Source organism: Blautia sp. OF09-25XD, assembly GCF_003482095.1.
Lineage (GTDB): Bacteria > Bacillota > Clostridia > Lachnospirales > Lachnospiraceae > Fusicatenibacter > Fusicatenibacter saccharivorans.
The window spans coordinates 163,152-188,199 of the sequence record NZ_QUMG01000001.1; the positions used below are offsets into that span (position 1 = coordinate 163,152).

Consider the following 25,048-nt stretch of genomic DNA (forward strand, 5'->3'; position numbering starts at 1 on the left):
CAAAAATGAAATCAAGCAACAAGGGAAAAGATTTCTGTGTATTTGCGCTGCCGGGCCTGTTCTGCTTCCTGGCAGTCGTCATGGTACCGTTTATCTACGGTATTTACCTGACCTTAACCGACTGGAACGGTGTTTCCAGCGTGAAAAACTTTGTAGGACTTTCCAACTTCGCAGCCGTTATGCGCGACGCGCAGTTCTGGAAATCCCTGCTGTTAACCTTTAAATATGTCATTGCGGTTGTTGTTCTCGTCAATGTGATCGCCTTTTTACTGGCTTATATCCTGACCCGCGGCATCAAAGGTCAGAACTTCTTCCGCGCCGGATTTTTCACCCCGAACCTGATCGGCGGTATCGTACTTGGATACATCTGGCAGTTCGTATTCTCCCGTGTTTTCGTCAGCATCGGTGAGACCACAGGATGGAGCCTGTTTGAAATTTCCTGGCTTTCTACCCCGAACAAAGCATTTGCAGCGCTGGTGCTCGTTTCAGTATGGCAGCTGGCAGGCTATATGATCCTGATCTACGTCGCCGGCTTTATGGGACTTTCCGAGGACGTGCTCGAGGCGGCAAGCATCGACGGTGCATCCGGCTGGGTAAAAATGAAAAACATTATCCTTCCGCTGATGATGTCCTCCGTTACTATCTGCCTCTTCCTGACCCTGTCCCGTGCGTTCATGGTATACGATGTCAACCTGTCCTTAACCGGCGGTGCTCCGTACGGAACCACCGAGATGGCAGCCATGCACGTATATGAGAAAGCATTCACATCGAGACAGTTCGGTGTCGGCCAGGCAGAAGCCTTTATCCTGTTTATCATTGTAGCCTGCATCAGCGGTATTCAGGTATACACCACCAAGAAGAGGGAGGTTGAAGCATAATGAATCAGAAGAAAATTGGCGGAACAAAGAAAAAAGTAACTGACGCGCTGGCTATGCTCCTTATGATCATCGTTTTCTGTGCGTTCATGTTCCCGTTTGTCATGGTTATCATCAACTCCTTAAAACAGAAACGTGATATCATCAAGAGCCCGTTCTCCTGGCTGTTTACGATCAAAGGTCTTTCGTTTGACAACTTTGTAAAAGCATTCAATCAGATGAACTTCCTGAATGCCTTCAAGAACTCTCTGGTTGTAACCGTAACAGCAACCGTACTGGTTACGGTACTCGCAGCCATGCTGGCTTACTACATCGTGCGTAATGTCAACGTATTTTCCAATATCATCTTTGCACTGATGGTTGCATCCATGATCATTCCGTTCCAGGCAATCATGATCCCGCTTGTCAGTGTATACGGCGGAACCTTAAACATTCTGAACCACAGACTGACCCTGATCTTCATGCACACCGGATTTTCCATGGCGATGTCCGTGTTTATGTTCCACGGATTCATCCGCGGAAGTATCCCGCTGGCGCTGGAGGAGGCCGCTTACATCGACGGCTGTACCCACACCCAGACCTTCTTCCGCATCGTGTTCCCGCTGTTAAAGCCGATCATTTCCACCATGGTAATCATGAATGCGATGGCATTCTGGAATGACTTCCTGCTGCCGTCCCTGGTGCTGACCGACAAAAAGCTGCTGACTCTGCCGCTTTCCACCTACAGCTTCTACGGAACTTACTCCGCAGATTACGGAACCATCATGGCAGGTCTTCTGCTCTGCGTCATCCCGATCCTGATTCTGTACGTGGCACTGCAGAAACAGATCATCAACGGTGTCGTAGCCGGAGCAGTCAAATAAGTAAATCATAGAAATCAAGAACAAGCCGGGCAAAGGAGGGCGGAATTAAAAATGCTTTCTTTTTCCGGCTTTTCTTATCAGAGACAACAAGAAAGAGACAGAAAGGAAATCAAACACATGAAAAACAGATTACACGTAAAAGCGCCGGGCAACTGGGTGAATGACCCGAACGGCATGATTTATTATAAGGGACAGTATCATCTTTTTTATCAGCATTTTCCGTACGCGCCGCGCTGGGGCACCATGCACTGGGGCCATGCGGTGAGTCCGGATCTGATTCACTGGGAGCATGTCGGCGTTGCCCTGTTCCCGAGTCTTTCCGAGGACCAGAACGGCTGCTTTTCCGGAAGCGCAGTAGAAGAGAACGGCGTGATGCATCTCTTTTACACGGGTGTTCACTATAATCAGGTAAATCCGAAGGATATTCATCAGTGCCTTGATCAGGATTTTACCTCGGCGCAGCTTCACCTTACTTCGAAGGACGGCATGCATTTTGATGTCTTCGGGGATAAGGAGGTTGTTATCCCGGCACTCACCGATCCGGAAATCGGCGACAATACGCACACGCGTGACCCGAAAGTCTGGAAGGGAAGCGACGCATGGTATATGGTGCTTGGAAGCACGACGAAGGATCACAAGGGCGAGGCATTATTCTATAAGAGTGAGGATCTTTCCCACTGGCATCTGGCCGGACAGGCGACGACGAAACAGAAGCTCGGCTGGATGTGGGAGTGCCCGGATCTCTTTAACGTAAACGGACGCAGCGTCTTTGTATTCTCCCCGATGGAACTGATCGAGGACACCGACGGCTATGCGGATCGGGCGATCTGTATGCTGCCTGAGTTTGATGAAAAAACCTGCACAATGAAATTTCCGGAGAACTGGCAGCTTCTGGACTGCGGCGGTGACCTCTATGCACCGCAGACCATGACGGATGCGGACGGAAACCGGATTTCCATCGCATGGCTTCGGATGCCGGAACCGGTAGATGGTATATGGCAAGGCATGTTCTGCCTGCCGCGTGTGGTGGATGTACAGAACGATCATATTTACTTCCGTGTTCTGCCTGCGATCCGCGACGGATTCTGCAAAAAGACGGATTCCCTCGTTTCGGCATGCGGAGAGTGTGCCATGATCCGCGCCGAATTAAAAGAGGGTGAAAGCCTGGAAATCGGCGGCTATAAGATCTGGCGGCAGAGCGGAAAAGTCTGCGCAGACCGCACGGATGTCTATCCATCCGGTGCAAAAGGATGGCTTCATGCCGAGACGCCGCAGTTAAAAGAGGGCGATCTTCTTGAGATTTTCGTGGATCCGAATATGATCGAAATTTATGCAAACAACGGCGAGTACGTATTAAGCCAGGCGGTTTACGGGCTTGGAGAGACATTCTCCTATAAAATGGAGAAAAAACCGGAAATTTATCTGTGGAATGAATGAATCAGCCCAAAAAGTTCTTGACGCATACGGGATTTTGTTCTAATCTAGTACGTAACAGCTTTCTAACGTTAAAGTGACGGGCTGAAAAACGAGATTTCGAAAGATATCCGAAAAGAACGCAAGGAGAGATTATTATGAAGAAAGTAGTAAAATTCGGCGGCAGCTCCCTCGCGAGCGCAGAGCAGTTTAAGAAGGTCGGAGACATCATCCGCGCAGATGAGGGAAGAAGATACGTGGTACCTTCCGCTCCTGGAAAACGAAATTCTGCTGATACGAAAGTAACCGATATGCTGTATGACTGCTATCGCACTGCAGTTGCTGGAAGAGATTTTAAGAAGAAACTGCAGAACATCAAAGCGAGATATCAGGAGATCATCGACGGTCTGAACCTCAGCCTGGATCTTTCCCCGGAATTTGAAAAAATCGCAGAAAACTTTGCCGCAGCAGCCGGAGAGGACTACGCCGCATCCCGCGGAGAGTACCTGAACGGTATCGTGATGGCAAATTATCTGGGATATACGTATATTGATTCTGCAGAAGTGATCTGCTTCGACGAGAACGGAAACTTCCTTGCAGACAAGACTGACGAAGTGCTCTCCGAGCGTTTAAAAGATCTGGATAACGCAGTCGTTCCTGGATTCTACGGCGCAAAACCGGACGGAAGCGTAAAAACCTTCTCCCGCGGCGGATCCGATATCACTGGTTCCATCGTGGCAAAGGCCGTACACGCTGACATCTACGAGAACTGGACCGATGTTTCCGGTTTCCTGGTAACCGATCCGCGTATCGTCAAGGATCCGGAAGTCATTTCCACCATTACCTACCGTGAGCTGCGTGAGCTTTCCTACATGGGAGCTACCGTCCTTCATGAGGACTCCATCTTCCCACTCCGTCAGGAGGGAATCCCGATCCACGTGCTGAACACCAACGCACCGCAGGATCCGGGAACCATGATTGTGGAGAACACCTGCAGCAAACCGAAATTCACCATCACCGGTATCGCCGGAAAGAAAGGCTTTGCATCCATCACGGTTGAGAAGAGCATGATGAATACCGAGATCGGCTTTGGCAGAAAAGTGCTCGGTGTTTTTGAGGACAACAATCTTTCCTTTGAGCATATGCCGTCCGGCATCGATACCATGACGGTATTTGTTCATCAGAGTGAGTTTGCAGCAAAAGAACAGCAGGTTATCGCAGGACTGCATCGTGCCGTACAGCCGGATTCTATTGATCTTGAATCCGATCTGGCGCTGATCGCTGTTGTAGGCCGCGGCATGAGAAGAACGAGAGGCACAGCCGGAAGGATTTTCTCTGCACTGGCGCATGCACACGTCAACGTTAAGATGATCGATCAGGGTTCCAGCGAGCTCAACATCATCATTGGCGTTGAAAACCGCGACTTTGAAACAGCAATCAAAGCAATTTATGATATCTTTGTCGTAGCGCAGATCTAAAATGAATCTATAAAAAATCTCTGTCAGGAGTCTGAACTTCCGACAGAGATTTTTTTATGGTTTTTATGCCGCCGTATCGCGGAATTCTTTTCGAATGGTGAATGTAAAAATACAGATTACCACACAACAGATGATCCAGGTCGTCGGTTCGCAGAAGCAGCCGGCGCGGTATCCGATCGACGGGACGAGAAACAGGGCGAAGAGTATAAATGCACATCAAAGAGATGATGTCCTGGGTGGAAAACCATCTGACGGAGCCGCTCACTTTAAAAGAAATCGCCGCAAGCGTTCACCTCTCTCCACGGGAATGTCAGCGGATTTTCAAAGCGTATCTGCACCGGACGCCGACGGAATATCTGCAGTGGAGACGGATTCTCGCAGCGGCAGACAATCTGCGGAACACAAACGAATTTTGCCCTTGTCGTTTTTGGGAACAGATGGTATAATCATTTCATAAATGCAAGACATTTGTGAAAAAATATCATAAAGGAACGAGGATGCAAGATGAAACGACGAGTATTACTGAAATTGAGCGGAGAAGCTCTTGCAGGAGAGAAACACACCGGTTTTGACGAGCCGACCGTCACAAAAGTGGCAAAACAGGTAAAAACTCTGGTAGACCAGGGGATTGAAGTCGGCATCGTAATCGGAGGAGGAAACTTCTGGAGAGGACGCAGTTCCGAAAATATCGACCGTACCAAAGCAGACCAGATCGGTATGCTGGCAACCGTTATGAACTGTATCTATGTATCAGAAATCTTCCGTTCCCAGGGAATGATGACCGCAGTTCTGACTCCATTTCCATGCGGAGAGTTCACAAAAGGATTTTCCAAAGACCGTGCAAACAAATATTTCCAGCACAACATGGTTGTATTCTTTGCCGGCGGTACAGGCCATCCATATTTCTCAACCGATACGGCAACCGTACTTCGCGCGATTGAGATCGAGGCAGACGAGATTCTGCTTGCAAAAGCAGTAGACGGTGTCTACGACAGCGATCCGAAAACAAACCCGGATGCAAAGAAATTTGACGAGATTTCCATTCAGGAAGTCATTGAAAAGGATCTGAAAGTGGTAGATATGACCGCATCCATCCTTTGCAAGGAAAACAAAATGCCGATGCTGGTATTTGGTTTAAATGAAGAGAACAGCATTGTAAATGCTGCAAACGGAAAAATTAACGGCACAAGAGTAACGGTATAATTAATAAAAATTCAGCAGTAAAACACTTGCTGTTTTACTGCGTAAGAAAATGATTCAGGTGTGAGCAGCTCTCCTTTTGCGAAGCAAAACTTTAAATGAGAGCTGCGAATGTCACAGTTCGCAGAACTGTGACCGTATAAGAGATAGCAGGAGGACAAATTTAATATGGCAAATCAGATCGACGAGAGAGTAAAACCGTTTGAGGTAAAAATGGGCAAATCCATTGCAAGCCTCGATTCCGAATTCGGAACCATCCGCGCAGGCCGTGCAAACCCGCACGTACTGGACCGCATTACTGTAGATTACTATGGAACACCGACTCCGCTGCAGCAGGTGGCAAACATCTCTGTTCCGGAAGCACGTATGATCCAGATCCAGCCGTGGGAAGCATCCCTGGTAAAAGAGATCGAGAAAGCGATCATGATGTCTGACCTTGGCATCAACCCGTCCGATGACGGAAGAGTCATCCGTCTGGTATTCCCGGAGCTTACCGAGGACCGTCGTAAAGAGCTGGTAAAAGAGGTAAAGAAAAAAGCAGAGGGCGCAAAGGTAGCCATCCGCAACATCCGCCGCGATGCCAATGATGCGTTCAAGAAACTTGCCAAAGAGGACGTTTCCGAGGACGAAATCAAAGAGCTCGAGGAGCAGACCCAGAAATTAACAGACAAATATATCAAAGAAGTAGATCAGATGGTGGACGTAAAATCCAAAGAAATTATGACCGTGTAATACAAAGAAAACGAGGGGCTGCCTGTCATTTGCAGGCAGCCTGTTATCGTTTACGGAGGAAAAAAGTATGGATAATGAATTAAAAGTGCCGAATCACATCGCCATCATCCTGGACGGAAACGGCAGATGGGCGAAAAAACGCAATATGCCGCGCGGCTACGGCCATATCGTCGGATGCGACAATCTGGAAAAAATGTGTGACGTGATTAAAGACATGGGTGTCAAATATCTGACCGTCTATGCGTTCTCAACCGAGAACTGGAAACGCTCCCGCGCCGAGGTGGAGGGCCTCTTAAAGCTGTTCCGCCAGTATCTGAAACGATGCATCAAAAAAGCACATAAAAATCAGATGCGCGTCAAAATCATCGGAGATCCGAGCGCATTCCCGCAGGATATTCAGGACAGCATTCATGAACTGGAGGAGTGCTCCAAAGATTACGATCACATGTACTTCCAGATCGCAATGAACTACGGTTCCCGCGATGAGATTCTGCGCGGCATGACCCGCATGATCGAGGATGTGAAAAACGGAACTCTCGCAGAGAATGCGTTTGATGAGAACGGAAAACTGACGGAGCAGTGTTTTGAGAGCTACCTCGACACCGCCGGAATCCCGGATCCAGATCTTCTGATCCGTACAAGCGGCGAGCAGCGCCTTTCCAACTACCTGATGTGGCAGCTGGCCTACACGGAATTTTACTTTACCGAGGTTCCGTGGCCGGATTTCCACGAAGAGGAATTGAGAAAAGCCATCGAACAATATAATAACAGAGACCGGCGTTACGGCGGCGTGAAGGAGGAATAAAAAAGATGTTTAAGACAAGACTGTTAAGCGGCATCGTGCTCGTCCTTGTGGCGCTGCTTACGATCTGCAGCGGCGGAACTGTGCTCTATATGACGGTTCTGTGCCTGTCGTTGATCGGCGCAGGAGAGCTGTTCCGCGTGATGAAGGTAAGAGAAGATAAATGGAATCTGTTGGAAATTACGGGCTATGCGGGCGTTGTGATTTTCTATCTGTCCCTGCTGCTTCATGACCCGATGTACCAGATGCTCGCGCTGATCCTGGATCTCGTGCTTCTGATGGCAGTATACGTATTTACTTATCCGAAATACAACGCCAATCAGGTGATGCCGGCGTTCTTTGCGATTGTCTATGTCGGCGTAATGCTTTCCTATGTATATCAGACCCGTATGCTGGACGGCGGAAAATTCCATGTATGGCTGATTTTCCTGTGCTCCTGGGGCTGCGATACGTGTGCATACTGTGTCGGCGTACTCTTTGGAAAACATAAAATGGCGCCGGTTTTAAGCCCGAAAAAATCCGTAGAAGGAGCTGTCGGCGGTGTCGTCGGAGCGATTCTGCTCGGCATCATCTATGCGGCTGCGACAAAGGGCGGCATGGTGGAATACGCCATCATCTGCGGTGTCGGCGCGCTGATCTCCATGGTCGGAGACCTTGCGGCATCCGCAATCAAACGAAATCAGGGCATCAAGGATTACGGAAAGCTGATTCCGGGCCACGGCGGTATTCTTGACCGCTTCGACAGCGTGATCTTTACCGCACCGATCATCTATTTCCTGTCGGTGCTTCTGATTCATTAAAAAAGCTTCCCCTACAGCATAAACGGGAAGCAGATGGGAGAAACTGGAATATGAAGAAAATAGCAATTCTTGGTTCAACCGGTTCGATCGGAACCCAGACCCTCGATGTCGTGCGTGCCAACGGCGATCTTGAGGTGGTCGGCATCAGCGCCGGAAGTAATATTACACTGCTCGAGCAGCAGATCCGGGAATTTCATCCGAAGTTTGCGGCAGTCGGCGATGAGGCGAAAGCGGCAGAACTCCGTGACAGAGTGAAGGATCTTCCTGTAAAAATCGGCAGCGGCATGGACGGCATGATCGAGCTTGCCACGATGCCGGAGAGCGAAATCCTTGTGACAGCGATCGTCGGCATGATCGGCATCCGCCCGACGGTTGCGGCGATGAAGGCAGGAAAAGACATTGCACTGGCAAACAAAGAGACACTGGTAACGGCGGGACACATTATTATGCCGCTGGCAGAGGAATGCGGTGTGCAGATCCTTCCGGTGGACAGTGAGCACTCGGCGATTTTTCAGTGTCTGCACGGGGAAAACAGAAAAGAAATTGAAAAACTTCTGATTACTGCATCCGGCGGTCCGTTCCGCGGAAAAACAAGAGCGGAGCTCGAAAACGTAACGGTAGAGCAGGCGCTCCGTCATCCGAACTGGTCGATGGGGCACAAGATCACGATTGATTCCGCGACACTCGTTAACAAAGGACTGGAAGTCATGGAAGCAAAATGGCTGTTCGGTGTTGATCTCGACCACATCCAGGTTGTGGTACAGCCAAAGAGCATTATCCATTCCATGGTAGAATTTAAAGACGGCGCTGTCATGGCACAGCTTGGCACACCGGATATGAAACTGCCGATCCAGTACGCACTGTATTACCCGGAGCGCCGCTTCCTTGCAGGCGACCGCCTCGACTTTGCGGCGCTGACACAGATCACGTTTGAAAAACCGGATATGGATACCTTCCTCGGCCTTCCGATGGCAATGCAGGCGTCCCGGACGGGCGGCTCCATGCCGACGGTCTTCAATGCGGCAAATGAACGCGCCGTTGCACTGTTCCTCGCGAAGAAGATCCGTTTCCTCGAGATTTACGACGTGATCGCCGGTGCAATGGAAGCACACAAAACGATTGCCGATCCGACGCTGGAGCAGATTCTCGCGGCGGAGCAGGAGACGTATGAATGGATTGCGAACAGATATAAGATGGGAGAATAAGACAGCATGATTGTAAAAATCCTGATAGCCGTACTCATTTTCGGAATCACCGTCATTATCCATGAGCTGGGGCATTTTCTTTTGGCGAAAGCGAATGGTATTACCGTGACGGAATTTTCGATCGGCTTTGGCCCGACGGTGGTAAAGACAGAAAAAGGAGGAACGGTCTATTCCTTAAAACTTCTGCCTTTCGGCGGTGCGTGCCAGATGCTCGGCGAGGACGGTGAAGAGGAGGGGGAAGGAACCTTTAACAGCAAATCCGTGTGGGCAAGAATTTCCGTCGTTGCGGCGGGACCGGTGTTCAACATGATTCTGGCATTTTTCTGCGCAATCTTTGTGATCAGTTACGCGGGAAGTTCCCCGGCGCGCGTCACAGAAGTGGCAGACGGTTCGCCGGAGGCAGAGGCAGGCCTGGAAGCGGGAGATATCATCACTTCCTATGAAGGAAGACATATTTCCATCGGAAAAGAGCTGAACTCTGTGATGACGGTACGGGGTGTGCCGACGGATGAGATTACGCTGGAGGTTAAAAAGGCCGACGGGGAAAAGAAAACGATCACATATGAACCGACGGTGACAACGCGGTATATGATGGGCTTTAACTACGATGACTGTGACCGCGGCATGGAATTCACGTATGTGCAGCAGAATATGCCGCTTGCCGCTGCGGGTGTTGTCGCGGGCGACCTGCTCGTATCGATCAACGGAGCGCCGATCACCTGTGTGGCAGATTTTACTGCTTACCAGACAGAGCATCCTTTCGATGGAAGCGCTGTGACGCTGGAGTATGAGCACAGCGGAAAGACGAAAGAGATTACGGTGACACCGGTTGAAAATACGTATGCGAATGTACAGTTTTCGTATCAGCTCCGGGAGAAACAGTCCCCGATCGGCGTGCTGAAATACAGCGTGCTGGAGATCAAATACTGGGTGCGCACCGTCATTGACAGCGTCAGTATGCTGATCACCGGACAGTATTCTGTGAACGATCTTTCCGGCCCGGTCGGCGTGGTGGATGCGATCGGAACCGCCTATGATGATGTAAAATCGCAGGGCGTTCTGGTTACGGTGATGACGATGCTGAACATGGTGATTCTGCTGTCATCAAACCTTGGCGTCATGAACCTGCTGCCGCTCCCGGCACTCGACGGCGGACGGCTTGTCTTTCTGATCATAGAAGCCATCCGCAGAAAACCAATCCGGCGAGACCTGGAGGGTATGGTTCACTTCGCGGGCCTGGTGCTTCTGATGGCGTTGATGGTCTACGTCATGATCCACGACGTCCAGCGGATCCTGTAAATCGAAAAATGAAAAGCAACAAAGCCTCATATTCTGCATACCATAAAAGGAGTGCAGGATATGGGGCTTTTTTATGAAAAATTTGCGTATGCAGCAGGAAATGACTGACCGCGGGCGGCTGGAAATCCGGGTAAATACAAGAATCCAGGCGCGGCCTGTTTCCGGGGCGCGGGTGACGGTTTCGTATACGGGAGATCCGCAGAATGTGATCGAGGAGCTGATTACCGACGGGGACGGCAGAACGGAGACGCTGGATCTGGCGACGCCGCCGCTCGAGTACAGTCTGGAACCGAATGTGAATCAGCCGTATTCCGAATATACGGTGAAAGTGGAGGCGGAAGGGTATGAACTGGTTGAAGTGACGGGCTCCGAGCTTCTTTCAGGAGAACAGTCCGTCCAGCAGGTGGACCTCAAACTGGCAGAGGGCGCAGCGTTTGCGGATGTGACGATCCCGGACCATACGTTGTTCGGCGAATATCCGGCGAAAATTCCGGAAAGTGAGATCAAGCCGACGAGGGAGAGCGGTGAGATTGTGCTGTCCCGTGTCGTGATCCCGGAGTATATCATCGTCCACGACGGAGCGCCGACCGACAGCACGGCACGCGACTATTATGTGCGGTACCGCGACTACATCAAAAACGTGGCGTGCTCGGAAATCTATGCAACATGGCCGGATGCGGCGATCCGGGCGAATATCCTCGCAATCATGTCATTTACGCTGAACCGTGTCTATACAGAATGGTACCGCAACAAGGGATACGATTTTACGATCACTTCGTCGACGGCCTACGATCACAAATGGATTTACGGCAGGAATATTTTCGACAGCATTTCCCTTGTGGTCGATGAGATTTTTGCTGATTACCTGTCGCGCCCGAATGTGAAACAGCCGATTCTGACGCAGTACTGTGACGGAAACCGTGTGAGCTGCCCGAACTGGATGAGCCAGTGGGGGTCCAAAAACCTGGCGGACCAAGGGTATTCAACGATTCAGATTCTCCGCAATTATTATGGAGACAATATGTATATCAACACGGCGGAGGAGATTTCCGGCATCCCGTCCTCCTGGCCGGGGTATGACCTCACCATCGGCTCGTCCGGGAACAAGGTACTGCAGATGCAGGAGCAGCTGAACGTGATTGCGGAGGTGTATTCATCGATTCCGACGGTCTATGAAAATGGCTATTTCGATGAAGAGACGCAGGACGCCGTCGAAGCGTTCCAGCGGCTGTTCGGCCTGCCGGTTTCCGGCATTGTGGATTATCCGACATGGTACAAAATTCAGTCGATTTATGTGGCTGTGACGAGGATTGCGGAGCTGCAGTAGGTATACAAAAGTCTTTATAAGGGGCGTGTTTTCTGCGAAAAAACGCGGAAAATGCGCCCTTTCTGCGGCTTTTGAAACGGATCAGAAAAATTTTAAAACTGTCAAGAAAAAATACTTGACACCCTGCGCCTTTTCGTGTATGATAACCAAGGTGATCGCAATGGAAAAAATATTGGAACAGACATTACTGTATGATTTTTACGGCGAACTTCTGACTGAACATCAGCGTCAGGTATATGAGGACGTGGTGCTCAACGATTTTTCCCTGAGCGAGGTTGCGGCAGCGCGGGGCATTTCCCGCCAGGGAGTTCACGATCTGGTCAGACGCTGCAACAAGACACTGGAAGAGTATGAAGAAAAGCTTCATCTGGTACAACGCTTTGTGCAGATCCGGGAGAATGTAAACGAGATCCGAAAGCTGACAGACCCATCCGGTGATACCCCGAAAGAAGATGTGATGCAGCGGATTGCAGCAATTGCATCGGATATATTAGAGGAGCTTTGAGCATGGCATTTGAAAGTTTAACCGAGAAACTCCAGAATGTTTTCAAAAATCTCAGAAGCAAGGGCCGCCTGACCGAGGCGGATGTAAAGACTGCGCTGAAGGAAGTAAAAATGGCACTTCTCGAGGCGGATGTCAGCTTCAAAGTAGTAAAACAGTTTATCAAATCCGTACAGGAGCAGGCAGTCGGACAGGACGTCATGAACGGACTGAATCCGGGTCAGATGGTCATTAAAATCGTAAATGACGAGCTGGTCAAGCTGATGGGTTCCGAGACAACGGAAATCGCACTGCGCCCGGCGAGTGAAGTTACCATTATTATGATGGCAGGTCTTCAGGGAGCCGGTAAAACAACCACAACCGCAAAAATTGCAGGAAAGTTAAAAGCCAAGGGAAGAAAACCTCTCCTTGCCGCCTGTGACGTCTATCGCCCGGCAGCGATCAAACAGCTGCAGGTCAACGGAGAAAAGCAGGGTGTGGAAGTGTTCGCTATGGGAGATAAAAACCGTCCGGTGGATATCGCAAAGGCAGCGCTGGTGCATGCAAAGACAAACGGCTTTAACGTATTGATTCTGGATACGGCAGGCCGTCTGCACATCGACGAAGAGATGATGCAGGAATTACAGGATATCAAAGCGGCTGTTCCTGTGGATCAGGCCCTTTTGGTAGTAGATGCTATGACCGGACAGGACGCAGTCAATGTGGCCGAGATGTTCAGCAATAAAGTCGGCATCGACGGTGTAGTACTTACAAAATTAGATGGTGACACCAGAGGCGGTGCGGCACTTTCAATCCGTGCAGTTTCCGGCAAACCAATTCTCTATGTCGGCATGGGCGAAAAGCTTTCGGATCTGGAGCAGTTTTATCCGGACCGTATGGCGTCCCGTATCCTCGGCATGGGCGATGTGATGAGCCTGATTGAAAAAGCGCAGGCAAACATCGACGAAGAAAAAGCAAAAGCCATGGAACAGAAGATGAAGAAGGCGCAGTTCGACTTCAACGATTATCTGGATTCCATGGAGCAGATGCGCAATATGGGCGGCATCTCCAGCATCCTGAATATGCTTCCGGGCGTCGGCGCGAAAATGAAGGGCCAGGATCTTGAGAGCATGGTGGATGAAAAAGACATGGCAAGAAAGGAAGCTATTGTACTTTCTATGACGCCAAAGGAAAGAGAAAACCCGGATCTCATCAATCCGTCGAGAAAGCAGAGAATTGCAAAAGGCGCCGGTGTTGACATCGCGGAGGTAAACCGTTTCATCAAACAGTTTGAACAGTCAAGAAAAATGATGAAACAGATGACCGGAATGGTCGGTAAGGGTGGTAAAAGAGGAGGATTCAAACTTCCCTTTTAGCATAAAAGAAAAAATATAAATAAATACATGAATTTACAATGGAGGTAAAGAAAAATGGCAGTAAAAATGAGATTAAGAAGAATGGGACAGAAGAAAGCTCCTTTTTATAGAATCGTTGTAGCAGATTCCAGATCCCCAAGAGACGGACGTTTCATCGAGGAGATCGGAACTTACGATCCGAACCGCGAGCCGAGCGCAATCAGCTTCAACGAGGAGGCTGCTAAAAAATGGCTGGCTAACGGCGCACAGCCGACCGAAATCGTTGCCAAACTCTTAAAACAGGCTGGTATCGAGAAATAATTCATACGGGGGTATCTTGTAATGAAAGAACTTATCGAAGTAATTGCAAAATCTCTGGTTGATCATCCATCTGAGGTAGTTGTGACAGAAACCGTCAGCGGTGATGACCTTCTGCTGGAACTCAAAGTAGATCCGTCAGATATGGGAAAAGTCATCGGACGTCAGGGACGCATTGCGAAAGCAATCCGTACGGTTGTAAAAGCAGCTTCCTCAAAGAGCGACAGAAAAGTTGTCGTAGAAATTTTACAGTAAGTAAAAGATAGGAAAAGGAACCGACAGTTGTTGCCGGTTCCTTTCTTTACGCGGGCAACGAGACAAAGTCCGTGCTTGCACGGGACCTTGGCGACTGCCGCGATAACTTGAGAAACTCGCAAAGCGTGTTTCTCAAGTCGCAATACACAGTAGAACTGGTTGGAAAGGGTTTTTGAATGGAAGAATATTTGCAGATTGGCGTAATTACCACAACCCACGGCGTACGCGGTGAGGTAAAGGTATACCCGACGACAGATCCGGAGCGTTTTCTTTCTCTGGACCGCGTTTTTCTCGATACAGGAAAAGAAAAAAAAAGAACTCCATGTAACTGGCGTGCGTTTTTTCAAACAGCTTGCCATTGTAAAATTCAAAGGAATTGACAACATCAACGATATCGAACGGTATAAAGGCTGCAGCCTCTATGTGACGAGAGAGGATGCCATTCCGCTGGAAGAGGACGAATACTATATCGCAGACCTGCAGGGAATGCAGATGTACACCGAGGACGGCGAACTGTTCGGCACGCTCCGCGATGTGATGGAGACCGGTGCGAACGACGTCTATATTGTAGATTCGAAAGAGCACGGAGAGGTTCTGATTCCGGCGATCCATGACTGCATTCTGGATGTGGACCTGGATGAACAGAAGATGACGATTCACCTTCTTCCGGGCCTGATTGACTGATAAAGAGAGTAAAGAACGATGAAATATCATATTCTGACGCTGTTTCCGGAGATGATCGAGCAGGGGCTGCACACCAGCATCCTCGGAAGAGCCATCAACAACGGCTATATTTCCCTCGAGACGACGAATATCCGGGATTTTTCAGCAAATAAATTCAACCGCGTGGACGATTACCCGTACGGCGGCGGTGCGGGCATGGTCATGGAGGCGGAGCCGGTGTTCCGCGCCTACCAGTCGGTAGCCGAAAAGATCGGGAAAAAGCCGCGCACGGTCTATCTGACACCGCAGGGAAAAGTACTGAACCAGACGATGGTGGAAGAGCTGGCGCTTGAGGACGATCTTGTGCTGCTCTGTGGCCACTATGAGGGCATCGATGACCGCGTACTGCAGGAAGTGGTAACGGACTATATCTCGATCGGGGATTATGTTTTAACAGGCGGAGAACTCGGTGCAATGGTGCTGGTGGATGCGGTATCGCGGTTTGTGCCGGGTGTCTTAAGCAACGAGGAATCTTCGCAGTTTGAGTCGCTGCAGGACAATCTGCTTGAGTATCCGCATTACACAAGACCGGAGACATGGCACGAGAAAAAAGTTCCGGAGGTGCTTCTTTCCGGTGACCACAAAAAGATCGAAGCGTGGCGTCATGAGGCATCCCTGGTGCGGACAGCCGAGCGGCGGCCGGACCTTCTGGAAAATGCATTCCAGATTTCCTGCGCATGCAATGAAAAAGAGGAATCGTCTGCCTGGGCGCACGATCTTTTGGCAGGCATGACACGCTATGGTGTAAGCCTTGATCTCGGACGAAAGAAGATCCGGAAACAGAAAAATCTGTTTGATGACCATGATCTGCTGATTCTGCAGCTTCCGGGAACGCTTGAGGAGGGTATGAAAGCAAAGAGCGAGTATATCCGCAGCTTTGCCGGAAAAGAAACACCGCTGGTGTTTTTGTGCCCGGACGGATTCTCAGAAGAGGAAGAAAAACTCGAAGAGCAGCTGGAAAAAAACGGTTTCCGTCTGGTCGCACGGCTTACCGGCATACCGTCCGCGGACGGCCTGCAGCGGTTTTCTTTCGCGCTTCGCAGTCTGCTGTACAGCGGCGAATGGAAAGTGAAAAAAATACTTGCATCTGCGGATGCATTATAGTATAATATATCTTGTTGTGAGTAAAGAGATGGTCCGCTGTTGCAAAAAGGCATTAAGAACATCCAGGGTAAAAAAAGGAGATAAAGAAATGAACGACATTATTAAGAAAATCGAAGATGCACAGTTAAAAGCAGAAGCACCGGAGTTCCGCGTTGGTGATACCGTTAAAGTTTACGGTAAAATCAAAGAGGGTAACCGCGAGCGTATCCAGGTATTCGAAGGCGTTGTCCTGAAAAGACAGGGCGGCGGAAGCAAAGAGACCTTCACTGTTCGTAAGAGCTCTAACGGCGTAGGCGTTGAGAAAACATGGCCGGTACACTCTCCGAACGTTGAAAAAGTAGAAGTTATCAGACGTGGTAAAGTAAGACGTGCGAAACTGAACTACTTAAGAGACCGTGTTGGTAAAGCAGCGAAAGTGAAAGAGCTGGTAAAATAATAAGTCGTTAAAAGGATGGCCGGAGGAACATGAGCAATTGTGTTTCTCCGGTTTTGTCTTACGGAGAATTACACTATGGGTATGAATACCAGATATGTAAAAGAATATTTCTACAAGAAAAAGATCCGTTCCATGTTTGTATGGAATCTGGAAATCATCGCAGTGATTCTTCTTGCGGCGGCATTTTCCTGGTTTTTCTGCAGAAGTGTCGTGGTGCAGGAGGGCTCGATGGAGCCGACTCTCGTGCCGGGGGAGCGTGTGCTGATGGACTCCGCCTGGTACCGCTTAAGTTCTCCGAAACGCGGGGATATCATCGCGTTCCGGACGAGTGAGGACAAGAAGGCGAGCATCCACATCAAGCGTGTGATTGCGTTGCCGGGCGAGACGGTACAGATCAAAGACGGACAGATCCTCATCAACGGGGAAGTCTATAATGAAAAAGATGAATTTCCGGCCATCACAAACGCGGGACTTGCCTCCGAGCCGATCACGGTCGGGAAGGGACAGTACTTTGTGCTCGGCGACAACCGGAACAACAGCGAGGACAGCCGCCACAACGGCATGGGACTCGTGGATTCGGACCGCATTGTCGGAAAGCTCTGGTTTACGATTTCGCCGTGGAAGAAAATCGGTTTCGTGTAAACGCAGCATAGAAGGAGAAGAAACATGAATTATCAGTGGTACCCGGGTCATATGACGAAGGCCCGCAGACAGATGCAGGAAGACTTAAAGCTCATCGACCTGATGATTGAGCTGGTCGATGCGAGAGTTCCTGCAGCGAGCCGCAACCCGGATATAGATGAACTTGGAAAGAACAAAGCACGGCTGATCCTGCTGAACAAATCGGACCTTGCCGATGAGCGCGGAAACGATGCCTGGATGGAATATTTCAAGGGAAAGGGATATTCTGTTGTGAAGGTCAATTCCCGTTCCGGAGCCGGCATGAAAGCGATTAACAGCGCCGTACAGGAGGCCTGCAAAGAGAAAATCGAGCGCGACCGCAAACGCGGCATCCTGAACCGTCCGGTCCGCGCGATGGTTGTCGGTATTCCGAACGTCGGAAAATCGACATTTATCAATGCGTATGCGGGCAGAGCCTGTGCGAAAACCGGAAACAAACCGGGCGTCACGAAGGGAAAACAATGGATCCGTCTGAGCAAACAGCTGGAGCTTCTGGACACACCTGGTATCCTGTGGCCGAAGTTTGAGGACCAGCAGGTGGGACTGCATCTTGCGATGATCGGTTCCATCAACGATGAGATCCTGAACGTGGAGGAGCTGGCGCTGTCCGTCATCGATTATCTGACGGCAGAGTATCCGGGAACGCTGGAGAAACGCTTTGGCTTTGAAGGCATGACGGATCGTGTGGAAATCCTGGGTGAGATTGCGCGTGTGCGCGGCTGCCTGAAAAAGGGAAATGAGCTCGATTACGAAAAAGCAGCACGGCTTCTGATGGATGATTTCCGGAGCGGAAAGCTCGGCAGAATCACGCTGGAAAAACCGGAATAAATGGATTTATCAAAATAAAAAATGCGGAGAACAACGATGACAGAGAAAAAACAATCGATATCCGCCATACGGGAAATTTTTGCGGCAGCTCGGAGACGGAGCTGCCCGCCCTTTATCTGGAATATGAAGAGGATTCCCGTGCCGGCGTACAAAATCTGATTCAAAAATACCAGAAACAGGAAGAGGCCTTAAAAAAAGAGCGCGAGCGCACGGAACAGATGAAGATCTACGAGCACAAATATGAGGATCTTGGCTGGATCTGCGGCATCGACGAGGTCGGAAGAGGCCCTCTGGCGGGCCCTGTGGTCGCAGGTGCGGTCATTCTGCCGCGCGACAGTAAAATCCTGTATCTGAACGATTCCAAGCAGCTGACGGCCAAAAAACGCGACGAGCTGTACGATGTGATCATGCGCGAGGCAGTGGCCGTCGGCATCGGCTATGCCTCCCCGGCGCGGATCGACGAGATCAATATTTTACAGGCAACGTACGAGGCGATGCGGGAGGCGATCAGCAAGCTTTCCGTGAAGCCGGATGTGCTCTTAAACGATGCGGTGAAAATCCCGCAGGTGGACATCCGCCAGGTGCCGATCATCAAGGGAGATGCCAAGAGTGTTTCGATTGCGGCGGCAAGTATTGTTGCGAAGGTGACAAGGGACCGCCTGATGGAAGAGTACGACAAGGTGCTTCCGGGCTACGGTTTTGCATCGAACAAGGGCTACGGTTCGGCAGAGCATATCGCTGCTTTAAAAGAAATCGGCCCGTCACCGATCCACCGGCAGTCGTTTATCGGCCATTTCGTGTAAAGGCACCGCATCAAAAAAGGAGAGGGTATCGCATTTGAATCAGCGGGAAGTAGGAACGAGACAGGAGAGCCGTGCGGCAGAATATCTGGAAAGCCTGGGATATCACATCCTGGTGCGGAATTTCCGGTGCCGCTTCGGTGAGATCGACCTGATCGCAAAACAGGACGACACATACATTTTTATCGAAGTAAAATACCGCACCGGCCGGACAGCCGGAGACCCGACAAGCGCCGTGGATGGAAAGAAACAGAAGAAAATTTCAAAAACAGCAGATTACTACCGCATGCTCCACCAGATCCCGATGGATGTGCCCTGCCGCTTCGACGTCGTGGCAGAGACACCGGAGGAGATCCGCGTCTATGCGAACGCGTTTTATTATCAGGGGAGCGGCTGGTAGGAAAGGAGTTTTTATGATACCAATTCAATGGAAACAAAACGATAAAAAAACGATGCATGTCAACGAGGCGGAAAACGGCGTGGTCTATCTGACCTGGCCGGCGATTGAGAAAATTGAGGGCATCCGCCATGCATTTTCCACACGGATCGGCGGGGTGAGTAAGGAACATCTTTCCAGCATGAATCTCAGCTTTTCGCGCGGCGACGATCCGGCGAATGTGCGGGAGAATTACAGAAGATTCTGTGAGGCGGCGGGGTTTGAAGTGGAAAACATTGTTACCTCCGATCAGGCACACACAACGAAGGTCCGTTATGTGACGAAAGCAGACTGCGGCAGCGGCGTGACAAGAGACCGCGATTTTCATGATATTGACGGTATGATCACTGACGAGCCGGGCGTCGTACTTGCGACATTCTATGCGGACTGCGTGCCGCTCTACTTTGTCGACCCGGTGCACCGTGCAATTGGACTTTCACATTCCGGCTGGCGTGGAACGGTCCACAAGATGGGACAGGCAACGCTCGATGCGATGCACGAACGGTTTGGAACAGAAGCAAAAGATGTGATCGCAGCCGTCGGCCCGTCGATCTGCCAGGAATGCTACGAGGTGAGCGGTGACGTGATCGAAGAGTTCCGGGCAGCATTCCCGGAAACACTGCATGAGAAACTGTTCTGCGGAAAACCAGATGGAAAATACCAGTTAAATCTTTGGGAGGCGAATCATCAGATCCTTCTTGCGGCAGGAGTGCCGGAGAAGCAGATTCATCTGCCGAACCTCTGCACCTGCTGCAACCCGGATTTCCTGTATTCCCACCGTGCATCGAAGGGAAAAAGAGGAAACCTCGCGGCATTCCTTTCCCTGGTCTGAAAACAGAATAGAAAGCATCAAAAAACGGACCTGGAAAAAACAGATCCGTTTTTTTGCTGTATGCATCCGGCGGACACAAAATCGATTATCTGTGTTTTGCCAGCAGCTTATTGATTTTCTCTGTCGTAGACTGTACTTTTGCAACGGATACGTCGTGGTTAAGCGTATCGATGATGCTTGCCATATATTTGCTCATCTCAGCCGGCTCATACCAAGGACGGGAAACGAGTTCCGGTGTACGGTAGGTCAGGTCGGTGGTGATGACTTTGCTGATATAGCCTTTCTCATAGTAAGCATCGAATTTCTCCAGACCATCGGTGAAGAGGCCGAAGGTGGTGCAGACAAAGACGTGGTCAGCGCCGCGCTCTTTGACCTGTTTTGCAACGTCGAGCATACTCTCACCGGAGGAGATCATATCGTCGATGATGACAACATCTTTTCCTGCTACGGAATCGCCGAGAAACTCATGTGCCACGATCGGGTTCTTTCCGTTTACGATGGTGGAGTAATCTCTTCTCTTATAGAACATACCCATATCGACGCCGAGCACGTTGGAGAAGTATACGGCACGCGCCATCGCTCCCTCGTCCGGGCTGATGATCATCAGATGATCGTTGTCGATCGTCAGATCTGGAACGGAACGAAGAAGGGCTTTTAAAAACTGGTAGGTTGGCATGAAGTTGTCAAAGCCGCCGAGCGGAATTGCGTTCATGACACGAGGATCGTGTGCGTCGAAGGTGATAAAGTTGGAAACACCCATGTTCATCAGCTCCTGCAGAGCAAGTGCGCAGTCGAGAGACTCACGTTTGGTGCGCTTATGCTGTCTTCCTTCATAAATGAAAGGCATGATTACGTTGATCCGGTGTGCTTTTCCTGTTGCAGCAGCGATGATACGTTTCAGATCCTGATAATGGTCATCCGGTGACATGTGGTTCTCGTAGCCGCAGACCTTGTAAGTGATGCTGTAGTTGCAGACATCAACCAGGATGTAAAGATCGGCACCGCGGACGGATTCGTTGATCTTTCCTTTTGCTTCGCCGGAACCGAAACGCGGGCACTCGCAGTCAATCAGAAAAGAATCCTCGGAATATCCGGAAAAGGAAACCCCGTTGCGGCGCTCGGCGAGCTCTTTACGGAACTGAACCAGATACGAATCGACTTTTTTTGCCATTTCCATACTGCCCGGCAGAGCTGCGAGCTTTAACGGAGCAACCGGAATGGAATTTTCAAGTAAATCTAAATTAGCCATACAAACCTCCAGTAATCGACATTTTTTACAAACCATTTACTTCCTATTTATATCATCTTGGGAAAGGGCGCGTCAAGCAAAAAACGAAAGAATCCTTGCTTTTTGTGCAGGTTGTTGTTATTATAATGGATGAATGTCCGGAAGGTATGCAAAAAAAGCACGCTTTTTACTGGGCAAAGAGAAGTTATAAAGAAGTAAATGGAAAGGCCAAAACGTAAGATCTGTGAAAAACAAGACGAAACACATTATTAAGACAATAGAACCGGGCAGTATTGCCGAAGAACTGGAACTCGAACCGGGAGATGAACTGCTCCGCGTGAACGGGGAAATCATCGAGGACGTCTTCGATTACCACTTCCAGACCAACGACACGTATCTGGAACTCACGATCCGGAAAAAGGACGGCGAGGAATGGGACCTGGAAATCGAAAAAGAGTATGACGAGGAAATCGGCATCACATTCGAGAACGAGTTCATGGATCAGTACCGTTCCTGCAGCAACAACTGCATTTTCTGCTTCATCGATCAGATGCCGCCGGGAATGCGTCCCACCTTGTATTTTAAGGATGACGATTCGCGTCTGTCCTTCCTGCAGGGAAACTATATTACACTGACCAACATGAGCGACCACGATATCGACCGGATTATCCGCTACCATCTGGCACCGATCAATATTTCGTTCCAGACAACGAACCCGGAGCTCCGCTGCAAAATGCTGCACAACCGTTTTGCGGGCAATATCTTTCCGAAGGTCCAGCGCCTTTACGAGGCGGGAATCGAGATGAATGGACAGATTGTGCTCTGCAAGGGATACAACGACGGCGCAGAGCTGGAGCGCAGTATTTCGGATCTGTCAAAATATCTGCCGCATCTGAAAAGTGTTTCGGTTGTCCCGGTCGGACTTTCGAAATACCGCGACGGACTGGCGCCTCTGGAACCGTTTACCAGGGAGGATGCAAAAGAAGTTCTTGCCACGATTCACAAATGGCAGAAAAAGCTGTATGAACAGTGGGGACTTCACTTTATCCATGCTGGTGATGAATGGTATCTGCTGGCGGGAGAGCCGATCCCGGAGGAGGAAAATTACGATGGCTATATCCAGCTGGAAAACGGAGTGGGAATGCTCCGGCTTCTGGAGGACGAGGTTGCGGAAGAACTTTCGAAACGAGAAGGGGACGACCGTCACCGCCATGTAACGATTGCGACCGGAAAAGCTGCGGCGCCGTCGTTGGAAAAACACATGCAGAAAATTCGTGAAAAATATCCGAATGTACAGGCGGAGGTTATCACGATTATCAACTATTTCTTTGGAGAATCCATTACCGTATCCGGTCTGATTACCGGAAAGGATCTGATGGAGCAGTTAGAGGGAAGAGATCTTGGCGACTGCCTGCTGCTTCCGTGCAACATGCTCCGTTCGGGAAAAAACGTCTTTCTCGACGATGTGACGGTGGAAGAGGTGGAAGAGCGCCTGAAAACACCGGTACAGATTATCGATGAGCCGGGCAGCGACCTGGTGAAAGCCGTTGTGGAGGAAAACCAGGAGACGATACACAGAAGGAGAACAATGTATGAGCAAGCCGATTGTAGCAATTGTGGGCCGGCCGAACGTGGGTAAATCCACCCTGTTTAATGTATTAGCCGGAGACAATATTTCGATTGTAAAAGACACACCGGGTGTAACCCGTGACCGTATTTATGCCGACGTGGAGTGGCTGAACCACAAATTTACGCTGGTAGACACCGGCGGTATTGAGCCGGAATCCAAAGATATCATTCTCTCCCAGATGAGAGACCAGGCGCAGATCGCCATTGATACCGCAAATGTCATCATCTTCATCACTGACGTCCGTCAGGGCCTTGTAGATGCCGATGCAAAAGTAGCTGATATGCTCAGAAGAAGCCGCAAGCCGGTTGTGCTGGTGGTCAACAAAGTCGACAACTTCGACCGTCAGATGATGGATGTTTATGAATTCTATAACCTCGGCATCGGAGAGCCGCACGCCATTTCCGCATCCGGAAAGCTCGGCATCGGCGATATGCTCGATGAGGTGACAGGATACTTTGATCCGGAGATGGAAAACGAGGAGGAGAGCGAGATTCCGCGCATCGCCATTGTCGGAAAACCGAACGTCGGAAAATCCTCCCTGGTCAACAAACTGCTGGGCTCGAACCGTGTCATCGTATCCGATATCGCCGGAACGACGCGCGATGCGATCGATACCACGATCATGCACAATGGAAATGAATATATTTTCATCGATACCGCAGGTCTTCGAAAGAAAAACAAGATCAAAGAGGAGCTGGAGCGGTACAGCATCATCCGTACAGTATCTGCCGTAGAGCGCGCAGATGTCGTCGTTCTTCTGATCAATGCAACCGAGGGTGTCACCGAGCAGGATGCCAAAATTGCCGGTATCGCCCATGAGCGTGGAAAAGGTATGATCATTGCGGTAAATAAATGGGATGCCTTGGAAAAAGATGACAAGACGATCTACCGCTTTACCGAAAAAGTAAGAAATACATTGGCTTACATGCCGTATGCAGAGCTTCTTTTCATCTCTGCGAAGACAGGACAGCGTCTTCCGAAGCTGTTCGAGACGATCGACATGGTTCTGCAGTACCAGAACCTGCGCGTACAGACCGGTGTCCTGAACGAGATTCTGACCGAGGCAATGGCAATGCAGCAGCCGCCGTCAGACCGTGGAAAACGACTGAAAATCTACTACATGACACAGGTTTCGGTCAAACCGCCGACATTTGTTATTTTCGTCAACGACAAAGAACTGATGCATTTCTCCTATGTTCGATATCTGGAGAATAAAATCAGAGAGTCGTTCGGCTTCCGCGGCACACCGCTGAAATTCATCATCAGAGAACGAAAAGAGAAGGAGCAGTAAAGAGTTATGGTACGGATCATATGCCTTTTGATCGGATACGCATTTGGCCTTTTTCAGACCTCATATATTTATGGAAGGACGAAGGGAATTGATATCCGGGAACACGGCAGCGGAAACGCAGGAACGACCAACGCGCTCCGGACTTTAGGGAAAAAAGCAGGCGCCATCACGCTTGCCGGCGACTGCATCAAATGCATTCTGGCGGTCCTGACGGTACGGCTGATCTTCGGTGCATCGCACCCGGAAATACTGAAACTGCTGACGGTGTATGCTGCGGCCGGAACGATTCTCGGCCACAACTTCCCGTTTTACTTAGGCTTCCGCGGCGGAAAAGGAATCGCTGCGACCGCGGGTCTGATTATCTCATTTGACTGGAGAATCACGCTGGTCTGTGCAGCGCTGTTTTTCCTGAATCTTGCAGTAACACACTATGTTTCCCTCGGTTCCATGATGGTTTACGTTGTCTTTTTTGCAATGGCCGTTATCATGGGACAGGCGGGCTGCTTTGCGCTGGAACCGCCGTATCTTTATGAGATGTACGTGGTGATCGCACTTCTTGCCGTGCTTGCCTTCTGGGAGCACCGTGCAAACATCAAGCGTCTCATCGCGGGAACAGAGCGGAAAACGTATTTATCCAAAAAGTCGGAGAAATAAAA

Annotated in this window: 26 protein-coding genes and 2 pseudogenes; 27 read left to right on the top strand and 1 reads right to left on the bottom strand. The window is 50.1% G+C overall.

Features of this window, described 5'->3' with window-relative positions; translation table 11 throughout:
- Positions 1-5: 5 nt before the first annotated feature.
- From DXA93_RS00790 to pgeF, 24 genes and pseudogenes are all read left to right on the top strand, one after another.
- On the top strand, positions 6-878 hold the full coding sequence (locus DXA93_RS00790; protein ID WP_022461493.1) for a carbohydrate ABC transporter permease: 873 nt from the start codon (positions 6-8) through the stop codon (positions 876-878).
- The gene (locus tag DXA93_RS00795; protein ID WP_022461494.1) at positions 878-1,738 is read left to right on the top strand and encodes a carbohydrate ABC transporter permease; all 861 of its coding nucleotides are present in this window, start codon (positions 878-880) and stop codon (positions 1,736-1,738) included. The genes DXA93_RS00790 and DXA93_RS00795 overlap by 1 nt, the downstream gene beginning before the upstream one ends.
- 117 nt (positions 1,739-1,855) lie before the next feature.
- Positions 1,856-3,175 (top strand): glycoside hydrolase family 32 protein, encoded by a 1,320-nt coding sequence (locus tag DXA93_RS00800; protein ID WP_117509166.1) that lies wholly within the window; start codon positions 1,856-1,858, stop codon positions 3,173-3,175.
- Between the two features lie 134 nt (positions 3,176-3,309).
- Positions 3,310-4,629, top strand: coding sequence for an aspartate kinase (locus DXA93_RS00805; protein WP_117800910.1), 1,320 nt, complete (start codon positions 3,310-3,312; stop codon positions 4,627-4,629).
- A gap of 209 nt (positions 4,630-4,838) precedes the next feature.
- On the top strand, positions 4,839-5,075 hold the full coding sequence (locus DXA93_RS00810) for a helix-turn-helix domain-containing protein (RefSeq protein WP_118594719.1): 237 nt from the start codon (positions 4,839-4,841) through the stop codon (positions 5,073-5,075).
- Positions 5,076-5,133: 58 nt separating this feature from the next.
- Positions 5,134-5,832: a UMP kinase gene (gene pyrH / locus DXA93_RS00815; RefSeq protein ID WP_022461497.1), complete on the top strand. Its 699-nt coding sequence runs from the start codon at positions 5,134-5,136 to the stop codon at positions 5,830-5,832.
- Positions 5,833-6,042: 210 nt separating this feature from the next.
- Positions 6,043-6,561: a ribosome recycling factor gene (gene frr, locus DXA93_RS00820; protein ID WP_373141022.1), complete on the top strand. Its 519-nt coding sequence runs from the start codon at positions 6,043-6,045 to the stop codon at positions 6,559-6,561.
- Positions 6,562-6,628: 67 nt separating this feature from the next.
- Entirely contained in the window at positions 6,629-7,366 is a 738-nt protein-coding gene (uppS, locus tag DXA93_RS00825; RefSeq protein WP_022461499.1) for a polyprenyl diphosphate synthase, read from the top strand.
- A 5-nt stretch (positions 7,367-7,371) separates the two neighbouring features.
- A complete protein-coding gene (locus tag DXA93_RS00830) occupies positions 7,372-8,163 on the top strand; it encodes a phosphatidate cytidylyltransferase (protein WP_022461500.1) in 792 nt (263 codons plus the stop codon).
- Between the two features lie 50 nt (positions 8,164-8,213).
- Positions 8,214-9,368 (top strand): 1-deoxy-D-xylulose-5-phosphate reductoisomerase, encoded by a 1,155-nt coding sequence (locus DXA93_RS00835; RefSeq protein WP_055266585.1) that lies wholly within the window; start codon positions 8,214-8,216, stop codon positions 9,366-9,368.
- Between the two features lie 6 nt (positions 9,369-9,374).
- Positions 9,375-10,667 (top strand): RIP metalloprotease RseP, encoded by a 1,293-nt coding sequence (gene rseP / locus DXA93_RS00840; RefSeq protein WP_022461502.1) that lies wholly within the window; start codon positions 9,375-9,377, stop codon positions 10,665-10,667.
- Positions 10,668-10,740: 73 nt separating this feature from the next.
- Entirely contained in the window at positions 10,741-11,994 is a 1,254-nt protein-coding gene (locus DXA93_RS00845; RefSeq protein ID WP_117509058.1) for a peptidoglycan-binding protein, read from the top strand.
- Positions 11,995-12,154: 160 nt separating this feature from the next.
- Positions 12,155-12,499 (top strand): YlxM family DNA-binding protein, encoded by a 345-nt coding sequence (gene ylxM / locus DXA93_RS00850; protein ID WP_330377042.1) that lies wholly within the window; start codon positions 12,155-12,157, stop codon positions 12,497-12,499.
- A gap of 2 nt (positions 12,500-12,501) precedes the next feature.
- Positions 12,502-13,851 carry a signal recognition particle protein gene (gene ffh / locus DXA93_RS00855; protein WP_118600598.1) on the top strand — a complete coding sequence of 450 codons (1,350 nt, stop codon included), beginning with the start codon at positions 12,502-12,504 and terminating at the stop codon, positions 13,849-13,851.
- A gap of 54 nt (positions 13,852-13,905) precedes the next feature.
- Positions 13,906-14,151: a 30S ribosomal protein S16 gene (gene rpsP / locus DXA93_RS00860; protein WP_022461506.1), complete on the top strand. Its 246-nt coding sequence runs from the start codon at positions 13,906-13,908 to the stop codon at positions 14,149-14,151.
- 21 nt (positions 14,152-14,172) lie between these two features.
- Positions 14,173-14,403, top strand: coding sequence for a KH domain-containing protein (locus DXA93_RS00865; protein WP_022461507.1), 231 nt, complete (start codon positions 14,173-14,175; stop codon positions 14,401-14,403).
- Positions 14,404-14,579: 176 nt separating this feature from the next.
- Positions 14,580-15,087, top strand: a pseudogene (rimM, locus tag DXA93_RS00870) (ribosome maturation factor RimM).
- Between the two features lie 18 nt (positions 15,088-15,105).
- Positions 15,106-16,230 (top strand): tRNA (guanosine(37)-N1)-methyltransferase TrmD, encoded by a 1,125-nt coding sequence (trmD, locus tag DXA93_RS00875; RefSeq protein WP_117760368.1) that lies wholly within the window; start codon positions 15,106-15,108, stop codon positions 16,228-16,230.
- A gap of 88 nt (positions 16,231-16,318) precedes the next feature.
- The gene (gene rplS, locus DXA93_RS00880) at positions 16,319-16,666 is read left to right on the top strand and encodes a 50S ribosomal protein L19 (protein ID WP_022461510.1); all 348 of its coding nucleotides are present in this window, start codon (positions 16,319-16,321) and stop codon (positions 16,664-16,666) included.
- Between the two features lie 81 nt (positions 16,667-16,747).
- On the top strand, positions 16,748-17,308 hold the full coding sequence (gene lepB, locus DXA93_RS00885; protein WP_226906862.1) for a signal peptidase I: 561 nt from the start codon (positions 16,748-16,750) through the stop codon (positions 17,306-17,308).
- Positions 17,309-17,332: 24 nt separating this feature from the next.
- Positions 17,333-18,175: a ribosome biogenesis GTPase YlqF gene (ylqF, locus tag DXA93_RS00890; RefSeq protein WP_055226467.1), complete on the top strand. Its 843-nt coding sequence runs from the start codon at positions 17,333-17,335 to the stop codon at positions 18,173-18,175.
- A gap of 36 nt (positions 18,176-18,211) precedes the next feature.
- Positions 18,212-18,978, top strand: a pseudogene (locus DXA93_RS00895) (ribonuclease HII).
- A 34-nt stretch (positions 18,979-19,012) separates the two neighbouring features.
- Complete coding sequence (locus tag DXA93_RS00900) at positions 19,013-19,375, top strand: YraN family protein (protein WP_022461514.1); 363 nt, start codon at positions 19,013-19,015, stop codon at positions 19,373-19,375.
- A gap of 13 nt (positions 19,376-19,388) precedes the next feature.
- Positions 19,389-20,243, top strand: coding sequence for a peptidoglycan editing factor PgeF (pgeF, locus tag DXA93_RS00905; RefSeq protein WP_226906311.1), 855 nt, complete (start codon positions 19,389-19,391; stop codon positions 20,241-20,243).
- Positions 20,244-20,328: 85 nt separating this feature from the next.
- Here the strand turns inward: pgeF and DXA93_RS00910 are convergent, their stop codons facing one another.
- Positions 20,329-21,492, bottom strand: coding sequence for a ribose-phosphate pyrophosphokinase (locus tag DXA93_RS00910; protein ID WP_022461516.1), 1,164 nt, complete (start codon positions 21,490-21,492; stop codon positions 20,329-20,331).
- 223 nt (positions 21,493-21,715) lie between these two features.
- Between DXA93_RS00910 and DXA93_RS00915 the strand changes: the two genes are divergently transcribed.
- The 3 genes from DXA93_RS00915 to plsY are packed head-to-tail and all read left to right on the top strand — an operon-like array spanning position 21,716 to position 25,046.
- The gene (locus DXA93_RS00915; RefSeq protein WP_119198479.1) at positions 21,716-23,110 is read left to right on the top strand and encodes a DUF512 domain-containing protein; all 1,395 of its coding nucleotides are present in this window, start codon (positions 21,716-21,718) and stop codon (positions 23,108-23,110) included.
- Positions 23,064-24,392 carry a ribosome biogenesis GTPase Der gene (gene der / locus DXA93_RS00920; protein WP_117760365.1) on the top strand — a complete coding sequence of 443 codons (1,329 nt, stop codon included), beginning with the start codon at positions 23,064-23,066 and terminating at the stop codon, positions 24,390-24,392. The genes DXA93_RS00915 and der overlap by 47 nt, the downstream gene beginning before the upstream one ends.
- Positions 24,393-24,398: 6 nt before the next feature.
- Positions 24,399-25,046 carry a glycerol-3-phosphate 1-O-acyltransferase PlsY gene (gene plsY, locus DXA93_RS00925; protein WP_117760364.1) on the top strand — a complete coding sequence of 216 codons (648 nt, stop codon included), beginning with the start codon at positions 24,399-24,401 and terminating at the stop codon, positions 25,044-25,046.
- The last annotated feature ends 2 nt before the right edge of the window (positions 25,047-25,048 follow it).